The following is a 26,127-nucleotide window of genomic DNA, read 5'->3' on the forward strand; positions in this document are numbered from 1 at the left end:
GCCAGCGCAACATCCCCCTGGTGTTCCTGCAGAACATCAGCGGCTTCATGGTGGGCCGCAAATACGAGAACGAGGGCATCGCCCGCCACGGCGCGAAAATGGTCACGGCCGTGTCCACCGCCGCCGTGCCGAAATTCACGGTGCTGATCGGCGGGTCCTTCGGCGCCGGCAACTACGGCATGTGCGGCCGCGCCTTCAGCCCCCGGCTGCTGTTCCTGTGGCCCAACGCCCGCATCTCGGTCATGGGCGGCGAACAGGCCGCCAGCGTGCTGGCCACCGTGCGCCGCGACAACATCGAGCGCAAGGGCGGGCACTGGTCCGCCGAGGAAGAAGCCGCCTTCAAGGCGCCCATCCGCGACCAATACGAACACGAGGGCCATCCCTACTATTCCACGGCGCGGCTGTGGGACGACGGCATCATCGCCCCGTCCGACACGCGGCGGGTGCTGGGCCTGGGCCTGGCCGCCGCCCAGCACGCTCCGGCCGAAGCCACGCGCTTCGGTGTGTTCAGAATGTAAGGAAACCGCCATGTTCGACACCATCCTGATTGCCAACCGGGGCGAGATCGCCTGCCGCATCGCCGCCACCGCCCGCCGCATGGGCATCCGCACCGTCGCGGTCTATTCCGAAGCCGACGCCCGGGCCCGCCACGTGCAGGCCTGCGACCTTGCCGTGCTCATCGGCGGCCCCGAGCCCAAATCCAGCTACCTGCGGGCCGACGTCATCCTGGAAGCCGCCCTGCGCACGGGCGCCCAGGCCATCCATCCCGGCTACGGCTTCCTATCGGAAAACGCGGAATTCGCCCAGGCCTGCGCCGAGGCGGGACTGGTGTTCATCGGCCCCCCCGCCAAATCCATTGCCTCCATGGGCAGCAAATCAGCCGCCAAGACCCTGATGGCAGGCGCTGATGTCCCCCTGGTGCCGGGCTACTACGGGGATCGCCAGGAGGCCGATTTCCTGCAGGAACAGGCCCGCGCCATCGGCTACCCGGTGCTGATCAAGGCCAGCGCCGGCGGCGGCGGCAAGGGCATGCGCATCGTCGAGTCCGACGGCGAGTTCGCCGCCGCGCTGGCGTCCTGCCAGCGCGAGGCGGCCAGCAGCTTCGGCAACCCGCAGGTGCTGGTCGAACGCTATCTGCAAAAACCGCGCCACATCGAAATCCAGGTCTTCGCCGACACGCACGGGCAGTGCGTTCACCTGTTCGAGCGCGATTGTTCCGTGCAGCGGCGCTTCCAGAAGGTCATCGAGGAAGCCCCCGCGCCCGGCATGACGCCCGAACGCCGTGCCGCCATGGGCCAGGCCGCCGTAGCGGCCGCCCAGGCGGTGGGCTACGTGGGCGCCGGCACGGTGGAATTCATCGCCGAGCCCGACGGCCGGTTCTATTTCATGGAAATGAACACCCGGCTGCAGGTGGAACACCCCGTCACGGAAGCCATCACCGGCCAGGATCTGGTCGAATGGCAGCTGCGCGTGGCCGCAGGCGAACCCCTGCCCCTGTCCCAGGATCAGTTGCACATCCAGGGCCATGCCATCGAGGCCCGCGTGTATGCGGAAAACCCGGACAAGGACTTCCTGCCCAGCATCGGCCGGCTGGACGTGCTGCAGTGGCCCGCCCACGTGGGTTTCCAGACGGGGCCGGTACGGGTGGACGGCGGCGTGCGCGAGGGCGACGCGATCACCCCCTACTACGACCCCATGATCGCGAAACTGATCGTGCATGGCAAGGACCGGGAACAGGCGCGCCGGCGCATGCTGCACGCTCTGGCGAGCGTGCGCGCCACGGGCCTGCACACCAACATTGCCTTCCTGGGCCGCCTGATGGACGATCCTGCCTTCGTGGCCGCAGATCTGGACACGGGGCTGATTCCCCGCGAACACGAGCGGCTGTTCCCGGCGGCCAGCCCGACACCGGATGCCGTCCTGGCCCTGGTCAGCGCAGCGGTCCTGCATCACGGCGGGCTGTCAGGATCCGAGGCCGCGCCGGCGCCCTCGGGCCGCCATCCGGCGCCGGCACAGGTCGCCAGCCCCTGGTTGCTGGCCGATGGCTGGCGCGTGGGCGGCGACTACGGGCGCACCCTGCCGCTGCAGGACGCCCAGGGCAACCATGTCCACGCGCGCCTGCGCCGCCAAGGCACCGTCTGGCAGCTGGCAATCGGCGAGGACGGCGCCTTTCAGGCATTCCACTGGCAGGCCGACGGCCAGCACCCCTGCCGCCTGCGCATCCGCCTGGGCGACACGGAAGCCCGCGCCGAAGCCTACCTGCAGGGAACCCGGCTGGACCTCTTCACCGACGGCCGGCGCCATACGCTGGACTGGCAGGATCCCATCGCCCTGGCAACCGGCCAGGCCGATGATGCGGGGGGCGGCCTGACCGCCCCCATGCCGGGCAAGATCCTGTCGGTCTCCGTCGCGGCCGGCGACACGGTCCGGCAAGGCCAGGCCCTGGTGGTCATGGAAGCCATGAAAATGGAACACACCATCGACGCCCCCCACGACGGCGTCGTCCAGGAAGTGTTCTACGCCGTGGGGGACCAGGTAGCCGAAGGCGTAACGCTGATCGCACTGGATGAGCCCGGACATTGAATAGCCCCTGCGGGCTATTCAATGCCTGACGAATCCGAACCGCATGCAAGCGGTGAGGTGGGCAAACGGTAGCGGGATGAATACGGCATTTGCCTGGTACAATGCGGGAAATGCCGAATCCATAGGAATCCCGCCATGTATGCTGAACTCCTTCGCGAGGCCGGCTACGCTGCTTACCGCAGCCGGCTCAATGCCCTGCTGGGCATCCCCGAAAACGCCAGCGAGATCCAGATCCATGATCGCATCGTGGACGGCTTCCCCGCCAGCCGGCTGGTCGAACTCTGCGAAAGGGGCGATGTGACGCCTGTCGAACGTGACCAGATCATCCCGCTGCGTACCCTCAAGAACCGTCTGGCCAAAGACCAGCCTCTGACCACCATCGAAAGCGATCGGCTGTTTCGCGCGGCGCACATCACCGCCATGGCTGAAATCGTCTTCGGCGACCGCGACAAGGCCAAACGCTGGCTGGACAAGCCCAAAGAACGGTTCGAAGGCCACAGTCCAATGACCATGCTGGCCAGTCTGCAGGGGACACGTCAGGTCGAGGAAATGCTGATCCAGCTGGCCGAGGGATTTTCGTTTTGATTCTGTGGCGCATCAGCGCATTTCCTGACCTGTCAGGTCGCGGGGGACTGTTTGCGCCCGGTCGCTGGCACCATGCCGGCCATCCCGTCGTCTATCTGGCGGAAAGCCCGGCCAGCGCCCTGCTGGAAGTCCTGGTCCACCTGGAAGTAGACCCGGAAGACCTGCCGAACCACCTGCGGCTGATGCGCATCGACATACCAGAGATCGTTGCGGCCAGCATCCATCATCCGAAACTTCCTGACGACTGGCTCGAGCACAATGACTTGACACGGGACATCGGCGATGCCTGGCTGCGCGGCCGGGACACGGCCCTTCTCCAAGTACCCAGCGCCATCATGCCGCATACCCGCAACTGGCTGCTCAATCCCGCCCACCCGCTGGCGGAACAGGTCACACTTGGCATCGAAACCCTGCGCCTGGACAAGCGATTGTTCAAAGGGAGATAAACTCAGGGGTATGGATTCTCCCAAGTACCCCCTCAGGGCACTCTGCTTTTCTGATCACCATGTACGATATCCTGGTCTACCTGTTTGAAAACTACTACACGCCCCAGGCCTGCCCGCGCGCAGAGATCCTGGCCAACAAGCTGGCGGCTGTCGGTTTCGAACACGAAGACATCGACGACGCCCTGAACTGGCTGCGCGGCCTGGCCAGCACGACCGAACGCTGCCTGCCTTTGGCCATCCAGCGCGATGGCGCGCAACCGCACGCACCCCGCATCTACACCGATGAGGAATACGCCGCCTTGGGCAGCGAGGCCATCGGCTTCATCTGCTTCCTGGAAAATTCCGACAGCCTGCCGCCGGCGCTGCGGGAGATCCTGATCGAAACCGCGCAGGCGGCGGATTCCTTTCCGCTGTCGCTGGCCGAAATCAAGGTCCTGGCGCTGATGGTGCTCTGGAGCCAGGAAGCCGAAGTCGACCACCTGGTGTTCGAAGAACTGCTGAACGACGACTCGGATAGAAAGCCCCATTAAGGCGGACACGACGCCGCGCCGCTGACGCCGATGCCCAGTCAGATCCATTCTGCTCTGCAGGAAACACCCCGGGCCACGCATGCCCCGGGCAGGCCCGGTTATGTCGGGCGTTTCGCCCCCAGCCCCAGCGGCCCGCTGCATGCCGGTTCCCTGGTGGCGGCCCTGGCCAGCTACCTCGATGCCCGCGCCCACCAGGGTCGCTGGCTGCTGCGTATCGAGGACATCGACGAACCGCGCACCGTGCCTGGCGCCGACCAGGTGATCCTGCGCCAGCTGCAGTCCCTGGGCATGCATTGGGACGCCCCCCCGGTCTGGCAGACCCGGCGCCACGCCCTGTATGCCCAGGCCTTCGCGCAGCTGCAGGCGGCGCAGCGCACCTACGACTGCCGCTGCACCCGACGGGAACTGTCCTCGGGCCCCTACCCGGGCACATGCCGGCCCCGACCCGGCGTGCTGCAGCAGGCGACAGACACCGGACGGAAGGCTCGCCCATCCTGGCGGTTCGTGGTCGAGCCGGGCATCGAAACCTTCCAGGACCGCTGGCTGGGCGCCCAATCGCAGGACGTCGCTAGTGAAGTCGGCGACTTCATCATCCGTCGGGCCGACGGCCTGTGGGCTTACCAGCTGGTGGTCGTCGTGGACGACGGCCTGCAGGGCGTGACGGACGTGGTGCGCGGCGCCGACCTGCTGGACTCGACCGCCCGGCAGCGCCAGCTGGCGCGCGCGCTGGGCCTGCCCTGCCCGCGCATGCTGCACGTGCCGCTGCTGCGCGACCCGCAGGGGCGCAAGCTGTCCAAGCAGAACCATGCCCCCGCCCTGGACCTGAATCGGCCGCTGGAGGCCCTGCAGCAGGCCTGGAACGACCTGGGCTTCGTCCGGCTACCGGTGGTGGCCCCAGGCGAGTTCTGGCCGCTGGCGACCGCTCAGTGGGCGCAGCGATTCCCCTGACGACAGACCGGGGAAAGCGCAACATCGGACGGCACCTTCGGCCCGCACATCACAACGGCTGCTGCCCTGCGTCCAGCAGGCCCGCCAGCAGGGCGGTCCCGTCATCCGCCACCCGCAACACACCATATCGGGCGCCGGCGAACCGTTCGCCCTGGCCTTCGGGAAAGAACCAGCTGGCGGCGCCAAAATCCGGGCGGTTGTCCCGCCAGCGAAAGGCCAGCGCCACGGTTTCCGATGAAGAGGCTGGCGGCTGCGCAGTCTCGACGCCCTGCAATTGCCAGATGCCCTGTGCATCCGGCCGCAACAGCAGCCAGCCGCCGCCCTCGGCGAGCACCGATGCTTTGCCGGATCCTTGGCCATGCAACCAATCCTCGGTCGCTTTGCGCACGGCATAGTCCAGCGCCATGTAATCGCCCTGCATCAGCGACCGGGGATCGACCGGCGCCAGAGCCAGCACCACGGGCCGTCCCTGGGACAGAATGGTTTCATAGCGATGGACCTGAGCCTGGGCCAGCCCCAGCACCAGCACGCCACCCGCCATCACCCCGATCGGCAGCCAGCGGCCCCGCTCCGTCGGCCGAGATCCGCTGCCAGATCGTCGATGCACCGCCAGGACCCCCGCCACGCCGATCAGCCAGACAGCCGTCAACCCCAGGGTCATGGCCTTGTCCAGCAGACTGATACCCGCTTGCGCGTCCAGACCGTACAGCAGCAGGCCTGTCAGACCGAGCGGCACGGCCAGCACCTGCAAGACCCGCCCACCGGACAGACGCCCCAGCACCAGCCAGACCAGCGCTACGGACCAGGCAGGCATCCCCACCCAGCCCAGGCCCGCAATGCACACCGCCAGCGGCACGCCAGTGCGCAAGCCGATCGGCAGGGCGGGACGGGCCACCGCCATCCAGGCGGCCAGCAACAAGCCCGGCAGCAGAGCGCACAGAACCATGGCCAGCTGACCGAACCAGGGCCATTCCCACACGGACACCGGCATCGACTGGGCGAGCAGCAAAGCTACCCCTGCGGCCATGGCCATCAACGCCCACGCCAGGGGGGCCCAGAGCCTGCGACGCACCGCCCGCAGTGACCAGACCCACAGGCCCGAGCCCGCCGCCAGAAACACCCACAGGCGCCAGGCCAGGTGCGAGGCCCCGACCCCCTGCGCATCCGCATCCCCGCCGAAATAGAACACATCCGGGCTGGTCAGCCAGAATCCGGCGCCCAGGACCAGGATCGCCGCCATCAGACGCACCGAGAACCGCCGGGAGCAGACGTACACAAGCCCGCCGGCGGCCACCAGGATGAGCAGGCGGCTCAGGCGATCTGCCTCCTGATCCATCAGGAACGCCACGCTACCCACGCACAGCAGCAAACCGAGCACCGCCAGCACCCCGCCGATCTCCCGCCAGACATCACGACGGGCCAAGCGATCCATGAGCAGCCCCGGGCACATCAGCAAGACTCCGGCCGCCAGGGCGTCGACGGCGGAGTCCAGCTCGAAGCTGGCCACCACCCAGACCCCCAGCAGCAACAGGACCGGGATCAGCGCCCCGATCCGCAGCACTGCGAGATACCAGGGGGGCGTGTCCTGCGCAGCGGCGCCGTCCGGATCGTCATCACCGATCGGCCCTGATGGAGATGCCGAAGCGCTCGCTGCGGACGACGACCCGGCCATCAGGGCGGCCTGCCGCAGATGCAGCAGATGGCGCACCGCCAGCCAGGTCAGCACCAGCAGCAGCACCGCCAGGCCCAGGACACCGTCCAGGGAATCCAGCATCTGAATCCACAGGGCCCCCACCTGCCCGATCCCCGTCAGCAGTGACAAGGCCGCCACGGCCAGGTCCCGACGCCCATGGCCATACACCACATACAGGATCGCGACCGACGCCAACCCCAGGAAAAACCCCGGCGCCAGAAACTGGTCGCGGAATTCCAGGGATGGCATCGCCACGACATAAAAGGCCCAGCCCAGCACGGCCACCGCCAGCCCGCGGCACGTCAGGTGCCAGGGGTCCCGCAGGAAACGGCTCGCGCACTCGGCCAGCACCAGCAATCCGCCATTGAGCCCCAACAGCCACAGGCCATCACGCGCCGGGCTGTCGATCAGCCACGCCCACGGGCCGAAAGAAACCCCCTGATCCACCGCCAACCACAGCGCCAGATTCAGGAGAACCGCCCACAGCAATGCCAGGAACACGGTACGCGCCAGCAGCAGCCAGGGCGTCACCAAAGCCGCCCACAAGAGGAACAATTGCCAGCGATCCGCACCAGTTTGATATATTTGACCGACGAGAGCCAGCAAGGCCCCGGTCGCCAAAGCCGCCACGCCTGTCAGCACGCCGGCCCAGCGGCTGCCGCGCCAGGCCAGGCCGGCGGCCAGGACAACGGCCAGCGCCAGCACCCCCTGGACCAGGGTCAACCGGGCCTGCGGACCCATCTGCGGCCAGTTGGCGGCCACCCAGGACACCAGCGCGGATCCGGCCAGCGCGGCAGCCAGAAGACCGATGCCCAGGGCCAATGTTCGGCGCCACCAGATCGGATCGCCGACAGCTTGCCAGGGTGTGGTGACTTGCATGGTGCGGTGCCCCCTCGTATGATCCGCGCTATCGTGGTCGCAAAACGGCCACCAATGGAACCACATGACTAAAACTCTGATTATTGCTGAAAAGCCGTCGGTTGCTCTGGATATCTCCCGCGCCCTGGGAGGATTTACCCGCGAGGGCGATTATTTCGAAAGCGACCAGTTCGTGCTGTCGTCCAGCGTCGGCCACCTGCTCAGCCTGGTGGCGCCCAACGACCCTGTCCGCGGCAAATGGAGTTTTGCGCACCTGCCGGTGATTCCGCCGCAATTCGAACTCGGCCCGACCGACAAGCGATCCGCCGAGCGCCTGAAACTGCTGGTCAAGCTGCTCAAGCGCAAGGACGTCGGCGCCGTCATCAACGCCTGTGACGCGGGGCGTGAAGGCGAACTGATCTTCCGCTACATCGTCCAGTATGCGGGCGTGAAGAAACCCATCCAGCGGCTGTGGCTGCGGTCCATGACCCAGGCGGCCATCCGCGAGGCCTTCGCCAACCTGCGCGACGACGACACCATGAAGCCCCTGGAAGCCGCCGCCCGTTCGCGCGCCGAGGCCGACTGGCTGGTGGGCATCAACGGCACCCGCGCCATGACGGCCTTCAACAGCAAGGACGGCGGATTCTTCAAGACCCCCGTGGGGCGCGTGCAGACGCCGACCCTGGCCATCGTCATGGAACGCGAAGACCGCATCCGCAGCTTCGTCAGCCGGGACTACTGGGAAGTCCATGCCACCTTCGTCGCCGCCGCCGGCCTGTACGAGGGCCGCTGGTTCGACCCGGCCTTCAAAAAGAACGAACAGGACCCGGATGCCCGTGATTCCCGCCTGTGGTCGGCCAGCGCCGCCCAGAGCGTGGTCAGCGCCTGCCGCGAACAGCCCGGCACCGTGACCGAGGAATCCAAGCCCAGCACCCAGCTGTCGCCGGCGCTCTTCGATCTGACGACCTTGCAGCGCGAGGCCAACTCGCGCTTTGGTTTTTCCGCCAAGACCACCCTGGCCCTGGCCCAGACCCTGTACGAACGGCACAAGGCCCTGACCTACCCCCGGACGGATTCCCGTTATCTGCCCCAGGACTACGTCAACACCGTACGCCAGACCATGCAGGCGCTGTCCGACAGCGAATCGGGCGTGGCGCGATCCGTGCAGCCCTTTGCCGCCCAGGCCGTGGCGCAGCAGATGGTCAAGCCCAACCGGCGCATCTTCGACGACAAGAAGGTCTCGGACCACTTCGCCATCATCCCGACGCTGCAGGTGCCGCGCGAATTGAGCGACGCCGAATTCAAGATCTACGAATTGATCGCCCGGCGCTTCCTGGCCGTGTTCTTCCCGGCGGCCGAATTCCGCGTCACCACCCGCATCACCCAGGTATCCGGCCATCAATTCAAGACCGAAGGCAAGGTCCTGGTATCGCCGGGCTGGCTGGCCATCTACGGCCGTGAATCCCAGGGCGACGAAGCCTCGCTGGTGGCCGTCGCCGACGGCGAGCGCGTGCGCACCGAAGACATCGAGGCCCGCGCCCTGGCCACCAAACCGCCGGCCCGCTTCAACGAAGCCACGCTGCTGTCGGCCATGGAAGGCGCCGGCAAACTCGTGGACGACGAGGCCCTGCGCGAAGCCATGTCCGAACGCGGCCTGGGCACCCCGGCCACGCGGGCATCCATCATCGAAGGCCTGATCAACGAAACCTATCTGCGCCGCGAAGGCCGCGACCTGATTCCCAGCGCCAAGGCCCGCCAGCTGATGACGCTGCTCTCGGGCCTGGGGGTCAATGAACTGACCTCGCCCGAACTGACCGGCGAATGGGAACACCAGCTCAAACTCATCGAACAGCGCCAGCTGGATCGCGAATCCTTCATGCGCGAAATCGCGCAGATGACGCAGGTGATCGTCAAGCGCGCCAAGGAATACGAACGCGACACCGTCCCCGGCGACTACGCGACCCTGCAGACGCCCTGCCCCAAGTGCGGCAGCGTGGTCAAGGAAAACTACCGCCGCTACGCCTGCACGTCCTGCGATTTCTCCATCGGCAAGCACCCCGGCGGGCGCACCTTCGAAGTGCCCGAAGTCGAGGAACTGCTGGAAAAACGCACACTGGGTCCGCTGACCGGCTTCATCAGCAAGATGGGACGCCCCTTTGCCGCCGTGCTGCGCATCACCGACGAATTCAAGCTGGAATTCGATTTTGGCCAGAAGGACGACGAAGACACCGAAGCCGTGGATTTTTCCGGCCACACGCCGCTGGGCGACTGCCCGAAATGCGGCGGCCGAGTCTTCGAACACGGCATGAATTACGTCTGCGAACATTCCGTGGGGCCGAACAAGTCCTGCACCTTCCGCAGCGGCAAGGTCATCCTGCAGCAGGAAATCCCCGCCGACCAGATGACGCAGCTGCTGGCCACCGGCAAGACCCGATTGTTCGACGGCTTCGTATCCAGCCGCACCAACCGCAAGTTCAAGGCCTACCTGGTGCGCCAGGACGACGGCAAGATCGGCTTCGAATTCGAGGCCCGGGCGCCCAAGGCAGGCGCCAAGGCCGCAGCGGGCAAGACGGCCGGCACGGCAGCCACCGCTGCAAAACCGGCGGCCAAGACCAAAGCCACGGCGAAGCCGGCCGCCAAGAAAGCAGCCAAGGCTCCCGCCAAATCCACGGCCAAGGCCAGCAAGCCATCCACTCGCAAGAGCGCGGCTCCGCCGCCGGACGACGACAGTCCGGCGTTCTGAACCTGCCCGGCGGTTGCTCCGCCGGGACCTTCGGGCGCCTGATCGCCTGACCGTCCTCCCCCACTGGACACCCCGTATCGTGCCCGGCCACCCGGCCGGGCCGCCTGCTGCGCCTGCATATCCGCCGGCGAGCCAACCCCCGACTTGCCAAGGAGAGCCTGTCGTCATGTTCAAACTGCTGACCCGCGGATCCGTCCGTCTCGTAGAGCGGTATCTGCCCGATCCCTATATCTTCGTCATTCTGCTGACCCTGGTGGCGGCGGTCGCTGCCATGGTCGGAGAACAACGCACCCCCATGGAAGTGGCGCGCATGTGGGGCAACGGCTTCTGGGGCCTGCTGACCTTTGCGATGCAGATGCTGCTGGTCCTGCTGACCGGCCACATGCTGGCCAACACGCCCCTGGTCAAACGCTGGTTGACGGCCCTGGCCTCGCTGGCCAAATCCCCGGGCCGGGCCATCATCCTGGTCACGGTGGTCTCGCTGATCGCCAGCTGGATCAACTGGGGCTTCGGCCTGGTGGTGGGCGCGCTGTTCGCCAAGGAACTCGCCCGCCAGGTCCGCGTCGATTACCGCCTGCTGGTCGCCAGCGCCTATTCGGGCTTTCTGGTCTGGCACGGCGGCCTGGCGGGATCCATCCCCCTGACCATCGCCACGGAAGGCCACTTCACCGCCGACAAGATCGGCGTGATCCCCACATCGGACACCATTTTTTCCTTCTACAACCTGGCCATCGTCATCGCCCTGTTCATCGCCGTGCCGCTGATCAACCGCCTGATGCTGCCTGACGACAAGGAAAGCATCTACGTCGATCCCAAGCTGCTGGAACCTGCCGCCGACGAGGGCAACGAGACGACCGACCGCCCCGCCGACCGCCTGGAGACCAGCCGCCTGCTGTCCTGGCTGATCGGCATCGGCGGCCTGGCCTACCTGTTCGACTACTACGTCGTGCGCGGCGCCGGCCTGAACCTGAACGTGATCAACTTCACCTTCCTGTTCCTGGCCATCATCCTGCACGGCACCCCCCGTCGCCTGCTCAAGAGCCTGGATGAAGCCATCCGGGGCGGCGCGGGCATCGTGATCCAGTTTCCCTTCTATGCCGGCATCATGGCGATCATGATCGATTCCGGCCTGGCCGCCAGCCTGTCGGAGTGGTTCGTGTCATTCTCCACCGCCACCAGCCTGCCGTTCTGGACCTTCATGAGCGCCGGCCTGGTCAATGTCTTCGTGCCTTCGGGCGGCGGCCAGTGGGCCGTGCAAAGCCCGGTGGTGATCGCAGCGGCCCAGGCCCTGGGCGCCGACATGCCGCGCGTCGCCATGGCCGTGGCCTGGGGGGACTCCTGGACCAACATGCTGCAGCCGTTCTGGGCCCTGCCCGTGCTGGCGATCGCCGGCCTGAAGGCCAAGGACATCATGGGCTACTGCCTGATCCAGCTGTTCGTCTCGGGTGTGCTGATTTCCATCGGCCTGACCTGGCTGTAGATGGCTCTACCCCCCGTGGCAGTCCTGTCCTGGCTGCCACGGCACCCTGCGGCAAACGGCGCGCCCGATCAGCTGCTGGCCCGGACCTTCAGTTCGAAGCCCAGGTCCAGCACGGGTGTTTCCACCGCTTCGCCTCGAATCAATTGCAGCAGCATCCGGGCAGCGGCCTCGCCGACCTCCCGGCGCGGGGTACGCAGGCTGGTCAGCGCCGGCAGCATCTGCTCGTTGCCGGGCAGATCGTTGAATCCCACGATGCTGACGCGCCCGGGCACCGGGATGCCCATCCGCAGCGCTTCGAGCAAGGCGCCATGCGCCAGGTCGTCGTTGCAGAAAAATACGCCATCCAGATCGGGATGATCCGTGAGCAGCCTGCGAAACGCCTCGGCCCCCAGCGCAGCCGACGAGGGCCTGGCATCCAGGAATTCCAGGCGGGGATCATGGCAGCCTGCGGCCGACAGCTCGCCGCGAAAGCCCTCGGCACGCTCCAGGGTGCGCGGGTCCAGCTGGGCGCCCACGAAAGCGATGCGCCGACGGCCCCGTTCCAGCAAGTGCCGGGCGACGGTGCGCGCCGCTTCTTTCTGGGACAAGCCGACGCAATACAGGGCCGGGTCCGGGCTCAGTTCCATCACGTGCACGCACGGCGTGCGGCTGTCTGCGATCAGGCGGCGCTGCGCCTCGCTGCGGTCGAGCCCCGTCAGGATCAGGCCGGCAGGCCGGTGAGACAAATAACTGTCCAGCAACGCGGCCTCGCGTTCGGGTCGGTACTGGGTGATGCCGACGAAGATCGGGTAGCCGGCATCCCACATGACGCTCTGGACGGATTCCAGCAATTCGGTGAACAACGTATTGGACAGCAAAGGAATCAGCACGACGACATGGCCGCTCTTGGCCGATGCCAGCGCCCGGGCGGACGGGTCCGGCCGGTAGCCCAGCCGTGCGACGGCCTCTCTGACCCGCTCGGCCAGTTCCGCCCGCACCGAGGTCTTGCCCGCCACGACCCGCGACGCGGTGATGGGGCTGACACCGGCCAGGGCGGCGACGTCGGCCAGCGTCACTCGACCCGTGGCCCGGGTGCGGCTGCGAGGCGCCGGGACCGGGCGATGCATGGCGGGCACATCGTCGTTCATACAGGAATTCCCTAATGTCGAGGTCATAAAGATAGCGCTATCTTTGCGCTTCATCACCCCCGATACTGATCGTCGGACACAATTTTACGGAAGAGTTCTTTTTTTTCAATGAGAAAGATAGCGCTATCTCATCCATCACCGTCCCCCCTGAACCCGCCCCGGGCACATGCTGTCGTCGTCATGGGCGTCTCGGGCAGCGGCAAGTCCACGGTCGGCGAGATCCTGGCGCAACGGCATGGCTGGGTGTTCGTCGAGGGAGACGCATTCCACAGCGACCAGAATCACGCCAAAATGCGGGCGGGGATCCCCCTGACCGACGAAGACCGCCTCTCGTGGCTGGAAGCCCTGGGGCAGGAACTCGCGCGCCATGCCGGCCTCGGCGTGGTCCTGAGCTGCTCCGCGCTGAAACGCGCCTACCGGCAGACCTTGCGCGCCTACGTGCCGGACCTGATGTTCATCTGGCTGGAAGTCGGGCGCGAGGCCGCCGCGCAACGCGTCGCCGGCCGGGGCGCCAGCCACTTCTTCCCCGCCACGCTGATCGACAGCCAGTTCGCTGCGCTGGAGCCCCCGCACGATGAGGCCGGCCTGCTGCATCTGGACAGCGAACGCCCGCTGGACGACATCCTGCACACCGCCACCGACTGGCTGCAAGGAACCCCCCATGTCCATCCCTGAACGCAAGCCTCCCATCCGCAGGGCGGCAGAAGCCTTCATGGCCGTCACGCTGGCCCTGATGGTCGTTGCCGTCTTCAGCAACGTCGTGCTGCGCTACGCCTTTGGCACCGGCCTGGTGATCTACGAGGAATTGTCCCGCCTGCTGTTCATCTGGCTGGTGTGCATGGGCACCGTCGTCACCGCCTACGAGAAACGGCACCTGTGCTTCGACCTGGTGATCGAGCGGGTCGGCCCGCGCACGCGCACCGTCCTGGACGCGCTGGCCGGCGTGATCAGCGCCATCGTCCTGGGCATGGTCGTCAAAGGCGCCTGGGATCAGGTAATCGCAGGCATGAACAGCCACAGCCCGGTCATCGGCTATCCGCTGTCGATCGCGGCCGCCGCCACGCTGTTCATGGCCACCGCCATGGAAGTCCTGCTCTTCAAGCAGGCCATTCTGGACCGCCTGCGCGGCTGAGCAAGGACCCCTCATGGAAACCACCCTGCTGTTCCTGGCCGTCCTGTTCGCCTCCATGGCCATCGGCATCCCCATCGCCGTCGCCCTGCTGGTATCCGGCGTGGCACTGATGTGGCAACTGGACTTCTTCAACACGCAACTGCTGGCGCAGAACCTGCAGGCCGGATTCGACAGTTTCCCCCTGCTGGCAGTACCGTTCTTCGTGCTGGCGGGCGAGCTGATGAACGCCGGCGGCCTGAGCCAGCGCATCATCGACATGGCGCGCGCCTTCGTCGGCCACGTCCCCGGCGGGCTGGGTTACGTGACCATCTTCGCCGCCGTGCTGCTGGCATCGATGAGCGGGTCGGCCATCGCCGACACGGCCGCGCTGGCCACGATCCTGGTGCCCATGATGCGCCAGCAGAACTACCCGATGGGCTACAGCACCGGCCTGATGGCCTCGGGCGGCATCATCGGCCCCATCATCCCGCCTTCGCTGCCGTTCATCATCTACGGCGTCACCACCAATACGTCCATCAGTAAGCTGTTCGTCAGCGGCGTCGTGCCGGGCATCCTGATGGGCGCAGCGCTGCTGATCGCCTGGCGGGCGGTCGCCCGCCGCAGCAATCTGCCCTCCGCGCCCCGCGCCACCGCCCTCCAGCGCCGCCAGGTCATCGCCGACAGCACGTGGGCGATTTTCATGCCGGTGATCATCCTGGGCGGCATCCGCTTCGGGGTCTTCACCCCGACCGAAGCCGCCGTGGTCGCCGCCGTCTACGCCTTCCTGGTGTCGCGCTACATCTACAAGGCCCTGTCCTGGAAGGCCACCTACGAAGTCCTGGTGGCCTCCAGCATCACGACCGCTGTCGTGATGTTCCTGTGCGGCGCCGCCACCGTGGCTGCCTACATGATCACGCTGGCCGACCTGCCCAATCAGCTCGCCACGCTGTTCCAGCCCATCCTGTCCCACCCCAAGCTGTTCATGATCTGCATGGTGGTCTTCCTGCTGCTGGTCGGCACGTCCATGGACCTGACGCCCATCATCCTGATCTTCGCTCCCGTCTGCCTGCCCCTGGCCATGAAGGCGCACATCGACCCGATCTATTTCGGCTTCATGTTCGTCTTCACCGGCTGCCTGGGCCTGATCACGCCGCCCGTGGGCACAGTGCTGAATGTCGTCGCAGGGGTTGGCGGCGTGCGGATGGAGGCCGTCGTCAAGGGCGTGGCCCCCTTCCTGCTGGTCTACGTGCTGCTGCTGGCCCTGCTCATCACCTTCCCCCAGATCGTCATCGCCCCGGTTCGCTGGCTGGGCTGAGACGATTGAAACCACCCTCAAACGGCAATCCATCCCCACCAAGGAGACTTCCCATGAAACTGAAAACCCTGCTCCTGGCCGCCACCCTGGCGGCCGGCACGCTCAGCCTCTCGGCCCACGCCGACACCCGCCTGATCCGCTTCGGCTACGGCCTGAACCAGGATTCCAACCAGGGCCGCGCCGTCCAGGTCTTCGCCGACGAGGTCGCCAAGCTCTCCGGAGGCAAGATGAAGGTCCGCGCCATCGGGGCCGCCGCGCTGGGCTCGGACATCCAGATGCAGCAGGCCCTGATCGGCGGCGCCCAGGAAATGATGGTGGGTTCCACCGCCACGCTGGTGGGCATCACGCCTGAAATGGCCTTGTGGGACACGCCGTTCCTGTTCAATTCCGGCCCCGAGGCCGACCAGGTGCTGGACGGCAAGACCGGCCAGCAGATCATGGACAAGCTGAGCGACAAAGGACTGATCGGCCTGGTCTACTGGGAAAACGGCTTCCGCAACCTGACCAACAGCAAGAAGCCCGTGCAAAGCGCCGACGACCTCAAGGGCCTGAAGCTGCGGGTCATGCAGAACAACGTGTTCCTGGATACGTTCCAGCGCCTGGGCGCCAACGCCGTGCCGCTGCCATTCTCGGAATTGTTCACCGCGCTGGAAACCAAGACCGTCGACGGCCAGGAAAATCCCTACAACACCATCCTGTCCAGCAAGTTCTATGAAGTGCAGAAGTACCTGAGCGTCACCAACCACGTCTACAGCCCCTGGATCGTCACCGCCAGCAAGAAATGGTGGGACGGCCTGAGCGCCGACGAACAGGGCATCCTGATGCAGGCGGCCAAGGTCAGCCGCGATTTCGAGCGCAAGGACACCCGCGCGGAAGCCGACAAGGCCCTGGCGCAGCTGAAGGCCGACGGGATGCAGGTCAACACCGTCAGCACGGACGCAGTCCAGCAGATGCGCAGCACCATCGCCCCGGTGAACGAGCAGATCAAAAAAGAAGTCGGTCCCGAACTGTGGCAGGCCGTCCAGGATCAGCTGAAGGAGATCCGCAAGGCGAGTTAAAGGGCCCCCACGCCGCGCAGGCTGCGCCTGCTCGCTGCCTCACACTATGCCAACAAGAAACCCCGGCGGATCGGATCGGCCGGGGCCTTTTTTTGCCTTGATTCAGCAAGCCGCCGATCAGCGATACACCAGGTCCCGGAAATACAGCGAAAGATCCGGCCAATAGGTGATCACCATCAGGCAGGCCAGCACCACGCCCACGAAAGGCAGCAGCGGCCGGATCAGGCGTTCGATGGGGACTTTCGCCACCGTGCAGGCCGCGAACAGGTTCACGCCGAAGGGCGGCGTCACCATGCCCAGCGCCAGGTTCACCACCATGATCACGCCGAAATGCGCCGGATCCACCCCGAACTGGGTGGCCACCGGCAGCAGCAGCGGGGCCAGCACCACGATGGATGCCGAGGTCTCGATGAACATGCCGATGAAGAACAGGGCGACGTTCACGCCCAGCAGGAAGGTGATTTCACTGCCGAACAGATGGCCCAGCCATTCGCCCAGAGCCATGGGCACCCCCGCCCGGTTCAGCAAGAAGCCGAACACACCCGCGTTGGCGATGATGAACATGATGATGGCCGTGGACACCACGGACCGGTGGAAAGTGCGCCCCAGGGTGGCAAAGGTCAGGCGGCGGTAGATGAAGATGCCCACGAACAGCGCGTAGACCACGGCCACGGCGGATGCTTCGGTCGGCGTGAAGACACCGCCGTAGATACCGCCCAGGATGATGACGGGCATCAGCAGCGCCCACCAGGCCTTTTTGAACGCGGTCCAGACCGGCAGGCGGTTTTCCCCGTCGCGCTTGCCCAGGCCATTGCGCCGCGCATACAGCCAGACGTAGAACATCAGACCCACCACGATCAGCAGGCCCGGGCCGATTCCGGCGATGAAGACCTCGCCCACGGACGTGTCCGTGGACACAGCGTACAGGATCATGGGAATCGACGGCGGGATGATGACGCCCAGTTCCGCCGCAGAAGCCTGCAGGGACGCCGCAAAAGGCGCGGGGTAGCCGTGTTTCACCATGGCGGGAATCAGGATGGCGCCCACGGCGAACGTCGTGGCGACGCTGGACCCCGCCACTGCCGCGAAGATCATGCAGGTCAGCACGCAGCTGCAGGCCAGGCCGCCCTGCACCCCGCCGACCACGCTCTTGGCAAATTCGACCATGCGCTCGGAAATGCCGCCTTCTTCCATCAGGTTGCCGGCCAGGATGAAGAATGGCACGGCGACCAGCGGATATTTGTCCAGGGCGGCGTACAGCTGCTGGGCGATCACCAGCCAGGTCATGTGCCCGTCAAAACCCACGCCGACCATGGTGGCCAGCCCGATGGACACCGCAACCGGCACCGTCAGGCCAAAAAACAGCAACATGGAGACAACCATCAATTGCGACATGGCTGACCCCTAGACCGTTTCAACGTATGGAACACGGACGTCCTCGGCCCAATAGGCCAGGGCGCCGAACAACCCCAGCAAGGCTCCGACCGGGATGGACAGGTAGATCCAGGAAATCGATATGCCCAGGCTGGGCGTGGTCTGGAACCGGACCCGCCAGGTCATGTCGGCCCCGATCCAGACCAGGAAACCCAGGAAGCCGACCACGATCAACAGCACCAGATGTTCCAGCAGCCGCGCCCGGTGCCGGGCGAGCAGATTGTGCAGCAGATCAACCCCCAGCATGGCGCCCTGGCGAAAGGCCAGGGACATGCCCAGCATGACGGCCCAGATGATCGACGCCCGCGTCCAGGCCTCGGACCAGGCGGACGGGGACTCCAGAACGAAGCGAGCCAGGACCTGATAGAAGCCCGCCGCGACGGCCGACCACAGCAGGCCCTGAGCCACCCAGGACACCAGCCGGGACAGGCCCCGGTCAATCAGACCTAGTACGCTCATGGGCACCCCCTTGGCGCTGCGCGCCGCCCCCCCAGGGGGGCATGCGCGCTTGGGGCGGCCAGGCGCGCGCATCTTTTACTGCGTATCACGGATAGACTCGACCAGTTCCTTGCCGAACTGCTTGTAGTACTGCGGGTAGACCGGCTGCACTGCCTTGACGAAGGCAGCGTGGTCCACGGTATTGATCTGCATGCCGTTGGCCTTCAGGGTTTCCAGGCCGTCCTTTTCGACCTTGTCGACGAACTGGCGCATGGCCTGGGCGCTGGCTACGCCGGCTTCCTTGAATTTGGCCTTGTCGGCATCGGACAGGCCGTTATAGACGGACGGCGACATCAGCACCAGCGCCGGCCCGTACACGTGCGCGGTCAGCGACAGGTATTTCTGCAGCTGCCACATCTTCACGGACACGATCACCGACAGCGGGTTTTCCTGGCCGTCGATGGTGCCCTGCTGCAAGGCAGTGGCGACTTCGGGCCAGGCCATGGGGGTGGCCAGCACGCCCAGTTCCTTGAACGCGGCGATGTGGATGGGGTTTTCCGTCGTGCGGATCTTCAGGCCCTTGATGTCGGCGGGTTCTTTCACCGGACGCACGTTGTTGGTAAGGTGACGGAAGCCCTGTTCGCCCCAGGCCAGGGCGATCAGGCCGCGTTTCGGGAATTCCGCCAGCATGTCCTGGCCGATCTTGCCGTCCAGGACCTTGCGGGCGTGGGCCAGATCGCGAAACAGGAAGGGAATGTCGAACACCCCGGTCTGCGGCACGAAATTCAGCGTGGCGCCCGTGGACACGATGGCCAGATCGATGGTGCCCAGCTGCAGACCTTCGATCACTTCGCGCTCGCCGCCCAGCTGGCTATTGGGAAACTGCTGGATCTTGAAACCCGGCGCGCTGGCTTCCAGGGTCTTGGCAAACGCCGCTGCACCCGCCCCGTAGTGCGAATTCTCGGACAGGGCGTAGGCCATTTTCAGCGTGGTCTGGGCCAGGACCGGCGTCGCTGCCGTCAATCCTGCCAAAGCAGCGGCCGCCAGCCAGCCTGCGAGTTTCTTTCCGTGATGCATGATGTCTCCCAATGATGATTCTGTCGCCCCCCCGGACAGCCGCCGGGTTCTGGCCCTTTGGAGTTCTAACACGAAGCCATCCCCGCTCGCAACGCGGACACGCATAGGGATATCCACAGTACCTGGCCCTTCGGGACGCCGGCGCGCTATCTTATGATGATTGCTGCCTGTTCACGGAACGCTCTCATGCCCGCCCATCACTTCATCGCCAATACCCCCATCGCCGCTGCCAACGGGCAGACCATCCCCGTCATCGACCCGTCGGACGGGCTGGCCTACGATCAGATCGCCCGGGGCACAGCAGCCGACGTCGACCGCGCCGTGCAGGCCGCCCATGCCGCCATGGGCGAACATCTGGACGGCCCCTGGGCCCGCACCTGCGCCCGCGACCGGGGCCGGTTGCTGGCCGACTGGGGCCGCGCCGTGCTGGAACACGCCGACGAACTGGCCGGGATCGAGGCCCGCGACACGGGCAAGACACTCCATACGGCCCGCAACGACGTGCTGGCCCTGGCCCGCTATTTCGAGTTCTACGCCGGGGCCTGCGACAAGCTGCACGGCGACACGCTGCCCTACGAGACGGGCTACACGGTCATGACCGTGCGCGAACCGCATGGCGTGACGGGGCACATCATCCCCTGGAACTACCCGGTGCAGATCTTCGGGCGCAGCGTAGGGGCATCCCTGGCAGCGGGCAACGCCTGCGTGGTCAAGCCCGCCGAGGACGCCAGCCTGTCCACGCTGTACCTGGCGGAACTGGCAGCGCGCACCGGCTTCCCGGCTGGGGCGCTGAACGTCGTGACGGGCTACGGACACGAAGCCGGCGCAGCGCTCAGCGCCCATCCGGGCATCCACCATATTTCATTCACCGGGTCCACCACGACCGGGCAGCGCGTGGCGGAATCAGCCGCCCGCCACCATTGTCCCGCTGTCCTGGAACTGGGCGGCAAATCGCCACAGATCGTCTTCGATGATGCCGACCTGGACGATGCCCTGCCAGTAATCGTCAACGCCATCATCCAGAACAGCGGCCAGACCTGTTCCGCCGGCAGCCGCCTGCTGGTTCAGGAAGGCTGCTACGAAACCGTGCTGGCCCGACTGGCGGAACGCTTTCGCGGCCTGCGGGCAGGGCCGGCATCCATCAGCCCCGACCTGGGGCCGCTGGTGAATCAGAAACAGTTCGAACGCGTCCGCCAGATTCTGGCCACCGCCCAGGCCGAGGGCCTGAACGAGGCCGCGCGAGGCCAGGTCGCGCCGGGCGCGCCAACCCAGGGCTATTACCAGGCGCCCGTGCTGTTTCGCGACGTTCCCAGCGACAGCGCCCTGGTGCAGGAAGAAATCTTCGGGCCGATCCTGGTCGCGCAATCCTTTCGCACCGAATCCGAAGCCCTGGCGCTGGCCAACGACACACCCTACGGCCTGGTCGCCGGGGTCTGGACGCGCGATGGCGCTCGCCAACTGCGGCTGGCGCGGCAACTGCGCTGTGGTCAGGTGTTCATCAACAACTACGGCGCCGGCGGCGGGGTGGAACTGCCCTTCGGCGGGGTCAAGTCCAGCGGTTACGGCCGCGAAAAAGGGTTCGAGGCCTTGCTGGGGTTCACCGCACTGAAGACCATCGCCATCCGCCACGGCGTCACGGACTGATCCTCGGCGCCCCAGCCGGGGCCGCCGGGGCAGCAACCGTCATTCCTCGACGTACCAGGTGTCCTCGGACAGCATGACCTGCTGATGCCCATAGCCGGCCGGCATCATGGGAAAGCAGTTCTGCAGCGGCACGACGGCCACGTCCAGGAAGTACGGCCCGTCATATGCCATGCAGGCCGCCAGCGCGGCATCCAGGTCGCGGGGATGATCCACCCGGGCAGCACCCCAGCCAAAGGCCTGGGCCAGGGCGACGAAATCCGGAATCGAGGCGTTGTAGCTGTGGCTGTAGCGGCCCTCGTGGATGAGTTCCTGCCATTGGCGCACCATGCCCATGTGACCGTTGTTGCACAGGACCAGCTTCACCGGCGCCCGGTGCTGCATGGCAGTCGCAAGTTCCTGGATGTTCATCAACACCGAGGCATCGCCGCTGATGCAGACCACGGGCTTGTCGGGGTGGGCGATCTGCGCGCCGATGGCCGCCGGCAGGCCGTAGCCCATGGTGCCCGCGCCGCCCGAGGTCAGCCAGCGGTTCGGCCGATCCAGCTGGATGTACTGGGCCGCCCACATCTGATGCTGGCCCACGTCGGTGGACACGACCGCATCCCGCCCCTGCAGCAGGCGGTTGACCCGCTGCATCAGGTCCTGGGGCAGGATCACGTCGTCGGACGGCTCGACCCGCAGGCAGTCGCGGGCCTGCCAGACGCCGATGCGCTGCCACCATTCGTCCAGGCGCCCGGATTCCAGCGGATATTGGCCCAATTCTTTGTGCAGGGCGCGCAACAGGGGGTAACAGTCGCCCACCAGCGCCACGTCGGCGCGCACGACCTTGTTGATCGAGGCCGGATCAATGTCCAGGTGGATCTTGTCGGCGTGCGGGCAGAAGTCCGACAGGCGACCGGTGATGCGATCGTCAAAGCGCGCGCCCACGCAGATGATGAGATCGGCATGGTGCATGGCCAGGTTGGCCTGCAGCGTGCCATGCATGCCCAGCATGCCCAGGAACTGCGCATCGCCGGCCGGATAGGCGCCCAGCCCCATCAGGGTCAGCGTGCAGGGGGCGCCGGATTCCTGCACCAGCGACCGGAAGGCATGGCAGGCGTCGACGCCGGAATTGATCAGGCCGCCCCCGCCATAGAACACCGGCCGGCGGGCCTTGGCGATCAGGGCCGCAGCGCGTTTGATGGCCGCCTCGGTGGCAGGCGACAGGGTGTCCACGCCCGCGTCAGGTTCGGCTGCCGGCGCCGCATGGTCCGGCGGCACCAGGGCCATCTGCAGGTCTTTGGGGAAGTCCAGCAACACCGGCCCCGGCCGGCCCGACTGCGTCAGGCGCAAGGCCTTGGCTGCCAAATCGGCCACGTCTTCGATGCGGCGCACCTGAGCGTTCCATTTGGTCACCGGGCGCGAAATGCCGACCGCATCGCATTCCTGGAAGGCGTCGGTGCCGATGGCGCCCGTGGCCACCTGGCCGCTGATGCACAGCACGGGAATGGAGTCACACAGGGCGTCCAGCAGGCCGGTGGTGGTGTTGGACATGCCTGGGCCGGACGTCACGAAAACCACGCCCGGACGCCCCGTGGATCGCGCATAGCCCTCGGCTGCATGCATGGCCGCCTGTTCGTGACGCACCAGCACGTGGCGGATGCGCGGTTCGGCATACAGCGCGTCATACAGAGGCAACACCGCGCCGCCGGGATAACCGAAGACGGTATCCACTCCCAGGGCAATCAGCGTATCCAGCAGGACTTCCGCGCCGTTGCGGCCGGCGGATCGGGTGGCTGGGGCGGGGGCGTGCAGGGATGCGGGGTTTGGGGCATTCACAAGGGGGCCTGAACGAAAGAATCCGGAACGATCTTTGAGTGTATCCCTTTTCATGCACCCGGCCTTTTCGCCCCCGGCCCGGGTTCTGTACACTCTAGGCCCTGCACGGCAGGGCCAATTCGGCCATGCCCACCCGGCACCCGGCACCACGGGATGTCCCGGACTGGCAAACCCGCCATTCCGCTGTAGCATGCAAAGGGTTTCTGTGATCCAGACAACCAGGCGGCGCCACTGCGCGCTGCGGCCTGTTCGACTTTCATCACACCCTTTGATTTCATGCCCGACGATCCCGTACCCGACCCGTCTTCAGCCACCGCTCCGGACACCCCGCCGGCCGATCCGCCCACCCGCATTTCCCTGCGCTTCGAAGACTGGCTCACGGTGCTCAGCCTGGGCACGCTGGCCTGCATCACGATGGCCAACGTCGTCGTGCGCTACCTGACCGACGAGTCTTTCGCCTGGACCGAGGAAATCTCCATCTTCCTGCTGGTGGTGCTGACCATGAGCGCGGGCTCTTCCGCCTTCGTGCGCCGCCTGCACATCCGCATCGAACTGCTGGCCGACGGCGGCTCGCCGGACCGCCAGCGGCGCTTTGCCCTGCTCACCGACGGCATCTGCCTGCTGTTTTTCGCCGGCCTGACCGTCATGCTGGGGCGCATGGCCCTGGATGAATTCAACTGGGGTGACACCTCACCCGCCATCGGCGTGCCGACCTGGTGGTATTCCATGTGGCTGCCGATCCTGTCGGCCGTCATCACCCTGCGCCTGGCCGGGATGGTGCGCCGCACCTGGGGGGCCGCCCGATGATCGCCACCCTGCTGTTCGCGCTGTTCGTGGCCCTGATGGTGGTGGGGGTGCCGGTGGGCGTGGCCCTGGGGGGCGCCGGCACGCTGGCCATCGCGCTGGCCAACCCGGACACCCACTGGTTCGGCCTGATGGCCGTCGCGCAAAGCTTCTACGCGGGCCTGGCCAAATACCCCCTGCTGGCCATCCCCATGTTCGTGCTGGTGGGCTCGATCTTCGACCGCTCCGGCGTCGCCGCCCGCCTGGTGCGCCTGGCCCAGTCCATCACCGGCAACGGCCCCGGCATGCTGGCCATCGTGGCCATCACCGTCGCCATGTTCCTGGGCGGGATTTCCGGATCCGGCCCGGCCTGCGCAGCCGCCGTGGGGGCCATCATGATCGGCGCCATGAACCGCGCCGGCTACCCGCCCGCGTATTCGGCCAGCGTGGTCGCGGCCGGCGCCGCCACCGACATCCTGATCCCGCCGTCCATCGCCATGATCGTGTACTCGGTGCTGGTGCCGCAGGCGTCGGTCCCGGCGCTGTTTGCCGCCGGCATGCTGCCTGGCATCCTCGCCGGCATCGGGCTGATCATCCCCGCCGTCTGGCTGGCCCGGCGCCACAACATGGGCGCCGCCGCCCGCCGGGAACCGCGTCCGCCCTTCTGGCGCAGCCTGTTCGAGGCCATCCCTGGCCTGGCCGCCCCCGTCATCATCCTGGGCGGCATGCGCATGGGCTATTTCACGCCCACGGAGGCCGCCGTGGTGGCGGTGTTCTACGGCCTGTTCATCGGCATCTTCATTCACCGCACCATGGGCTGGCGCGACCTGTTCCCGATCTTCCGCGAGGCCGGCGAGCTGTCCGCCGTCATCATGATGATCGTGACCCTGGCGGGGATCTTCGCCTGGTCGCTGTCCACGCTGTCGATCATCGACCCGATCACCAACGCGATCGTGCATTCGGGGCTGGGGCAATACGGGGTGCTGACGCTGCTGATCCTGCTGCTCATCGTGGCGGGCATGTTCCTGGACGGGATTTCGATCTTCCTGATCTTCGTGCCGCTGATCCAGCCGGTGGCCATGGCGTTCCAATGGGATCTGGTCTGGCTGGGGGTAGTGCTGACGCTGATGGTGGCCGTGGGGCAGTTCACGCCGCCGGTGGCGGTCAACCTGATGGTATCCAGCAAGATCGCCCGGATTCCGATGGAAAGCACGGTACCGTGGGTGTTGTGGCTGGTCGGCGGCATGCTCTGCACCCTGGTTCTGGTGGTGCTGTTTCCGCAGATCGCGCTGTGGCTGCCGCATTATCTGGGGTATTGATTGACGAATGGTCCGGGAGGACCGCATATTTTTCAGGAGAGGAGACTACATCATGCATTTCAAACGACTGATCGGCGCTGCCGCCCTGGCCGTCACGGCCCTGGCCACGACGCTGCCGGCCCAGGCGGCCGACTACAAATCGGAATACAAGCTGTCCATCGTGGTGGGCACCAACTTCCCCTGGGGCCAGGGGGCCGTGATCTGGTCCGACCTGGTGCGCGAGCGCACCAACGGGCGCATCAACATCAAGGTCTACCCAGGCACGTCGTTGGTGCAGGGCGACCAGACGCGTGAATTCACGGCCATCCGCCAGGGCGTGATCGACATGGCCATCGGGTCGACGATCAACTGGTCCCCGCAGGTGAAGGAACTGAACATCTTTTCCCTGCCCTTCCTGATGCCCGACTACCCGGCCATCGACGCGCTGACGCAGGGCAAGGTCGGCGAACAGCTGTTCGACATCCTGTCGAAAAAGGGCGTGGTGCCGCTGGCCTGGGGTGAAAACGGCTATCGCCAGCTGTCCAATTCGGTGCGCGAGGTCAAGACCCCGGACGATATCAAGGGCATGAAGCTGCGCGTGGTGGGCTCGCCGCTGTACATCGACACGTTCACGGCACTGGGCGCCAATCCGACGCAAATGAGCTGGGCCGATGCGCAGCCGGCCCTGGCCAGCGGCGCGGTGGACGGGCAGGAAAATCCGCTGTCGATCTATGCGGGCGCCAAACTCTACGACGTCGGTCAGAAGTTCCTCAGCCTGTGGAATTACGTAGCCGACCCGCTGGTGTTCGTGGTGAACAAGGACGTCTGGGCATCCTGGTCGCCAGCCGATCAGAAGATCGTGCGCGAAGCCGCCATCGAAGCCGGCCAGAAGGAACTCGTGATCGCCCGCAAAGGCGTGACGAACACCGATGATTCCCTGCTGAAGGAAATCGAGGGCCACGGGGTGAAGGTCACGGTGCTGACGCCCGAACAGATCGGGGTGTTCGCAAAGACGACACAGCCGGTGTTCGACAAGTGGGCGAAACAGATCGGTTCCGATCTGGTAAAGCAGGCGCAGGCGGATATCGCCAAACGTTGATTCTCTGCCGAGAGGGCGGGCGGGGGTATGCCCCCGCCCGCCCGGGTTCTTGAGAAAAC

At 66.2% G+C, this 26,127-nt stretch carries 22 protein-coding genes; 16 read left to right on the forward strand and 6 right to left on the reverse strand.

Features of this window, described 5'->3' with window-relative positions; all coding sequences use genetic code 11:
• From VDP74_RS13230 to gluQRS, 6 genes are all read left to right on the forward strand, one after another.
• A partial coding sequence (locus tag VDP74_RS13230) for a carboxyl transferase domain-containing protein (RefSeq protein ID WP_323000111.1) occupies window positions 1-518 on the forward strand: 518 nt, incomplete at its 5' end.
• 10 nt (window positions 519-528) lie between these two features.
• Window positions 529-2,583 (forward strand): acetyl/propionyl/methylcrotonyl-CoA carboxylase subunit alpha, encoded by a 2,055-nt coding sequence (locus tag VDP74_RS13235; protein WP_323000112.1) that lies wholly within the window; start codon window positions 529-531, stop codon window positions 2,581-2,583.
• Between the two features lie 135 nt (window positions 2,584-2,718).
• Entirely contained in the window at window positions 2,719-3,168 is a 450-nt protein-coding gene (locus tag VDP74_RS13240; protein WP_323000113.1) for an antitoxin Xre/MbcA/ParS toxin-binding domain-containing protein, read from the forward strand.
• A complete protein-coding gene (locus tag VDP74_RS13245; RefSeq protein WP_323000114.1) occupies window positions 3,165-3,614 on the forward strand; it encodes an RES family NAD+ phosphorylase in 450 nt (149 codons plus the stop codon). Before VDP74_RS13240 ends, VDP74_RS13245 begins: the two co-directional genes overlap by 4 nt.
• Window positions 3,615-3,673: 59 nt before the next feature.
• Window positions 3,674-4,144, forward strand: coding sequence for a DUF494 domain-containing protein (locus VDP74_RS13250; RefSeq protein ID WP_323000115.1), 471 nt, complete (start codon window positions 3,674-3,676; stop codon window positions 4,142-4,144).
• 30 nt (window positions 4,145-4,174) lie between these two features.
• Entirely contained in the window at window positions 4,175-5,092 is a 918-nt protein-coding gene (gluQRS, locus tag VDP74_RS13255; RefSeq protein WP_323000116.1) for a tRNA glutamyl-Q(34) synthetase GluQRS, read from the forward strand.
• 49 nt (window positions 5,093-5,141) lie between these two features.
• Here the strand turns inward: gluQRS and VDP74_RS13260 are convergent, their stop codons facing one another.
• The gene (locus VDP74_RS13260; protein WP_323000117.1) at window positions 5,142-7,664 is read right to left on the reverse strand and encodes a GDYXXLXY domain-containing protein; all 2,523 of its coding nucleotides are present in this window, start codon (window positions 7,662-7,664) and stop codon (window positions 5,142-5,144) included.
• A 64-nt stretch (window positions 7,665-7,728) separates the two neighbouring features.
• Here VDP74_RS13260 and VDP74_RS13265 point away from each other — a divergent pair, with 64 nt between their 5' ends.
• Together VDP74_RS13265 and VDP74_RS13270 are read left to right on the forward strand one after the other, a co-directional pair.
• Window positions 7,729-10,386 carry a DNA topoisomerase III gene (locus tag VDP74_RS13265; RefSeq protein WP_323000118.1) on the forward strand — a complete coding sequence of 886 codons (2,658 nt, stop codon included), beginning with the start codon at window positions 7,729-7,731 and terminating at the stop codon, window positions 10,384-10,386.
• A gap of 166 nt (window positions 10,387-10,552) precedes the next feature.
• Entirely contained in the window at window positions 10,553-11,866 is a 1,314-nt protein-coding gene (locus VDP74_RS13270) for a short-chain fatty acid transporter (protein WP_323000119.1), read from the forward strand.
• 68 nt (window positions 11,867-11,934) lie between these two features.
• On the opposite strand, the gene VDP74_RS13275 is transcribed toward VDP74_RS13270, so the two are convergent.
• Window positions 11,935-12,993, reverse strand: coding sequence for a LacI family DNA-binding transcriptional regulator (locus VDP74_RS13275; protein ID WP_323000120.1), 1,059 nt, complete (start codon window positions 12,991-12,993; stop codon window positions 11,935-11,937).
• 108 nt (window positions 12,994-13,101) lie between these two features.
• Here VDP74_RS13275 and VDP74_RS13280 point away from each other — a divergent pair, with 108 nt between their 5' ends.
• Genes VDP74_RS13280 through VDP74_RS13295 form a run of 4 tightly spaced genes read left to right on the forward strand, consistent with a single transcriptional unit; the run spans window position 13,102 to window position 16,477 of the window.
• On the forward strand, window positions 13,102-13,668 hold the full coding sequence (locus VDP74_RS13280) for a gluconokinase (protein WP_323000121.1): 567 nt from the start codon (window positions 13,102-13,104) through the stop codon (window positions 13,666-13,668).
• Window positions 13,655-14,125, forward strand: a complete 471-nt coding sequence (locus VDP74_RS13285; protein ID WP_323000122.1) for a TRAP transporter small permease — start codon at window positions 13,655-13,657, stop codon at window positions 14,123-14,125. Before VDP74_RS13280 ends, VDP74_RS13285 begins: the two co-directional genes overlap by 14 nt.
• 13 nt (window positions 14,126-14,138) lie before the next feature.
• Window positions 14,139-15,419, forward strand: coding sequence for a TRAP transporter large permease subunit (locus tag VDP74_RS13290; protein WP_323000123.1), 1,281 nt, complete (start codon window positions 14,139-14,141; stop codon window positions 15,417-15,419).
• Window positions 15,420-15,472: 53 nt separating this feature from the next.
• Window positions 15,473-16,477 carry a TRAP transporter substrate-binding protein gene (locus tag VDP74_RS13295; protein ID WP_323000124.1) on the forward strand — a complete coding sequence of 335 codons (1,005 nt, stop codon included), beginning with the start codon at window positions 15,473-15,475 and terminating at the stop codon, window positions 16,475-16,477.
• A 117-nt stretch (window positions 16,478-16,594) separates the two neighbouring features.
• Here VDP74_RS13295 and VDP74_RS13300 read toward each other — a convergent pair whose 3' ends face one another.
• The 3 genes from VDP74_RS13300 to VDP74_RS13310 form a co-directional block, all read right to left on the reverse strand.
• On the reverse strand, window positions 16,595-17,872 hold the full coding sequence (locus tag VDP74_RS13300; protein WP_323000125.1) for a TRAP transporter large permease: 1,278 nt from the start codon (window positions 17,870-17,872) through the stop codon (window positions 16,595-16,597).
• Between the two features lie 9 nt (window positions 17,873-17,881).
• On the reverse strand, window positions 17,882-18,370 hold the full coding sequence (locus VDP74_RS13305; RefSeq protein ID WP_323000126.1) for a TRAP transporter small permease: 489 nt from the start codon (window positions 18,368-18,370) through the stop codon (window positions 17,882-17,884).
• Window positions 18,371-18,445: 75 nt separating this feature from the next.
• Window positions 18,446-19,426, reverse strand: a complete 981-nt coding sequence (locus tag VDP74_RS13310) for a TRAP transporter substrate-binding protein (RefSeq protein ID WP_323000127.1) — start codon at window positions 19,424-19,426, stop codon at window positions 18,446-18,448.
• 186 nt (window positions 19,427-19,612) lie between these two features.
• On the opposite strand from VDP74_RS13310, the gene VDP74_RS13315 reads away from it, so the two are divergent.
• Window positions 19,613-21,070: an aldehyde dehydrogenase family protein gene (locus tag VDP74_RS13315; protein ID WP_323000128.1), complete on the forward strand. Its 1,458-nt coding sequence runs from the start codon at window positions 19,613-19,615 to the stop codon at window positions 21,068-21,070.
• Between the two features lie 39 nt (window positions 21,071-21,109).
• Here VDP74_RS13315 and ilvB read toward each other — a convergent pair whose 3' ends face one another.
• On the reverse strand, window positions 21,110-22,888 hold the full coding sequence (gene ilvB / locus VDP74_RS13320; RefSeq protein WP_416232992.1) for a biosynthetic-type acetolactate synthase large subunit: 1,779 nt from the start codon (window positions 22,886-22,888) through the stop codon (window positions 21,110-21,112).
• 276 nt (window positions 22,889-23,164) lie between these two features.
• Between ilvB and VDP74_RS13325 the strand changes: the two genes are divergently transcribed.
• The 3 genes from VDP74_RS13325 to VDP74_RS13335 are packed head-to-tail and all read left to right on the forward strand — an operon-like array spanning window position 23,165 to window position 26,068.
• Window positions 23,165-23,695: a TRAP transporter small permease gene (locus VDP74_RS13325; RefSeq protein ID WP_323000129.1), complete on the forward strand. Its 531-nt coding sequence runs from the start codon at window positions 23,165-23,167 to the stop codon at window positions 23,693-23,695.
• Window positions 23,692-24,990: a TRAP transporter large permease gene (locus VDP74_RS13330; protein WP_323000130.1), complete on the forward strand. Its 1,299-nt coding sequence runs from the start codon at window positions 23,692-23,694 to the stop codon at window positions 24,988-24,990. The genes VDP74_RS13325 and VDP74_RS13330 overlap by 4 nt, the downstream gene beginning before the upstream one ends.
• A 52-nt stretch (window positions 24,991-25,042) precedes the next feature.
• The gene (locus tag VDP74_RS13335) at window positions 25,043-26,068 is read left to right on the forward strand and encodes a DctP family TRAP transporter solute-binding subunit (protein ID WP_323000131.1); all 1,026 of its coding nucleotides are present in this window, start codon (window positions 25,043-25,045) and stop codon (window positions 26,066-26,068) included.
• The last annotated feature ends 59 nt before the right edge of the window (window positions 26,069-26,127 follow it).

Source organism: Castellaniella sp. (assembly GCF_034674885.1).
GTDB lineage: Bacteria > Pseudomonadota > Gammaproteobacteria > Burkholderiales > Burkholderiaceae_B > Castellaniella.

Excerpts from the sequence above, each read along its gene's own strand:
- VDP74_RS13235 (WP_323000112.1), top strand. The coding sequence starts at position 529 with ATGTTCGACACCATCCTGATTGCCAACCGGGGCGAGATCGCCTGCCGC.
- VDP74_RS13240 (WP_323000113.1), top strand. The coding sequence starts at position 2,719 with ATGTATGCTGAACTCCTTCGCGAGGCCGGCTACGCTGCTTACCGCAGC.
- VDP74_RS13250 (WP_323000115.1), top strand. The coding sequence starts at position 3,674 with ATGTACGATATCCTGGTCTACCTGTTTGAAAACTACTACACGCCCCAG.
- gluQRS (WP_323000116.1), top strand. The coding sequence starts at position 4,175 with ATGCCCAGTCAGATCCATTCTGCTCTGCAGGAAACACCCCGGGCCACG.
- VDP74_RS13260 (WP_323000117.1), bottom strand. The coding sequence starts at position 7,664 with ATGCAAGTCACCACACCCTGGCAAGCTGTCGGCGATCCGATCTGGTGG.
- VDP74_RS13265 (WP_323000118.1), top strand. The coding sequence starts at position 7,729 with ATGACTAAAACTCTGATTATTGCTGAAAAGCCGTCGGTTGCTCTGGAT.
- VDP74_RS13270 (WP_323000119.1), top strand. The coding sequence starts at position 10,553 with ATGTTCAAACTGCTGACCCGCGGATCCGTCCGTCTCGTAGAGCGGTAT.
- VDP74_RS13275 (WP_323000120.1), bottom strand. The coding sequence starts at position 12,993 with ATGAACGACGATGTGCCCGCCATGCATCGCCCGGTCCCGGCGCCTCGC.
- VDP74_RS13280 (WP_323000121.1), top strand. The coding sequence starts at position 13,102 with ATGAGAAAGATAGCGCTATCTCATCCATCACCGTCCCCCCTGAACCCG.
- VDP74_RS13285 (WP_323000122.1), top strand. The coding sequence starts at position 13,655 with ATGTCCATCCCTGAACGCAAGCCTCCCATCCGCAGGGCGGCAGAAGCC.
- VDP74_RS13290 (WP_323000123.1), top strand. The coding sequence starts at position 14,139 with ATGGAAACCACCCTGCTGTTCCTGGCCGTCCTGTTCGCCTCCATGGCC.
- VDP74_RS13295 (WP_323000124.1), top strand. The coding sequence starts at position 15,473 with ATGAAACTGAAAACCCTGCTCCTGGCCGCCACCCTGGCGGCCGGCACG.
- VDP74_RS13300 (WP_323000125.1), bottom strand. The coding sequence starts at position 17,872 with ATGTCGCAATTGATGGTTGTCTCCATGTTGCTGTTTTTTGGCCTGACG.
- VDP74_RS13305 (WP_323000126.1), bottom strand. The coding sequence starts at position 18,370 with ATGAGCGTACTAGGTCTGATTGACCGGGGCCTGTCCCGGCTGGTGTCC.
- VDP74_RS13310 (WP_323000127.1), bottom strand. The coding sequence starts at position 19,426 with ATGCATCACGGAAAGAAACTCGCAGGCTGGCTGGCGGCCGCTGCTTTG.
- VDP74_RS13315 (WP_323000128.1), top strand. The coding sequence starts at position 19,613 with ATGCCCGCCCATCACTTCATCGCCAATACCCCCATCGCCGCTGCCAAC.
- VDP74_RS13325 (WP_323000129.1), top strand. The coding sequence starts at position 23,165 with ATGCCCGACGATCCCGTACCCGACCCGTCTTCAGCCACCGCTCCGGAC.
- VDP74_RS13330 (WP_323000130.1), top strand. The coding sequence starts at position 23,692 with ATGATCGCCACCCTGCTGTTCGCGCTGTTCGTGGCCCTGATGGTGGTG.
- VDP74_RS13335 (WP_323000131.1), top strand. The coding sequence starts at position 25,043 with ATGCATTTCAAACGACTGATCGGCGCTGCCGCCCTGGCCGTCACGGCC.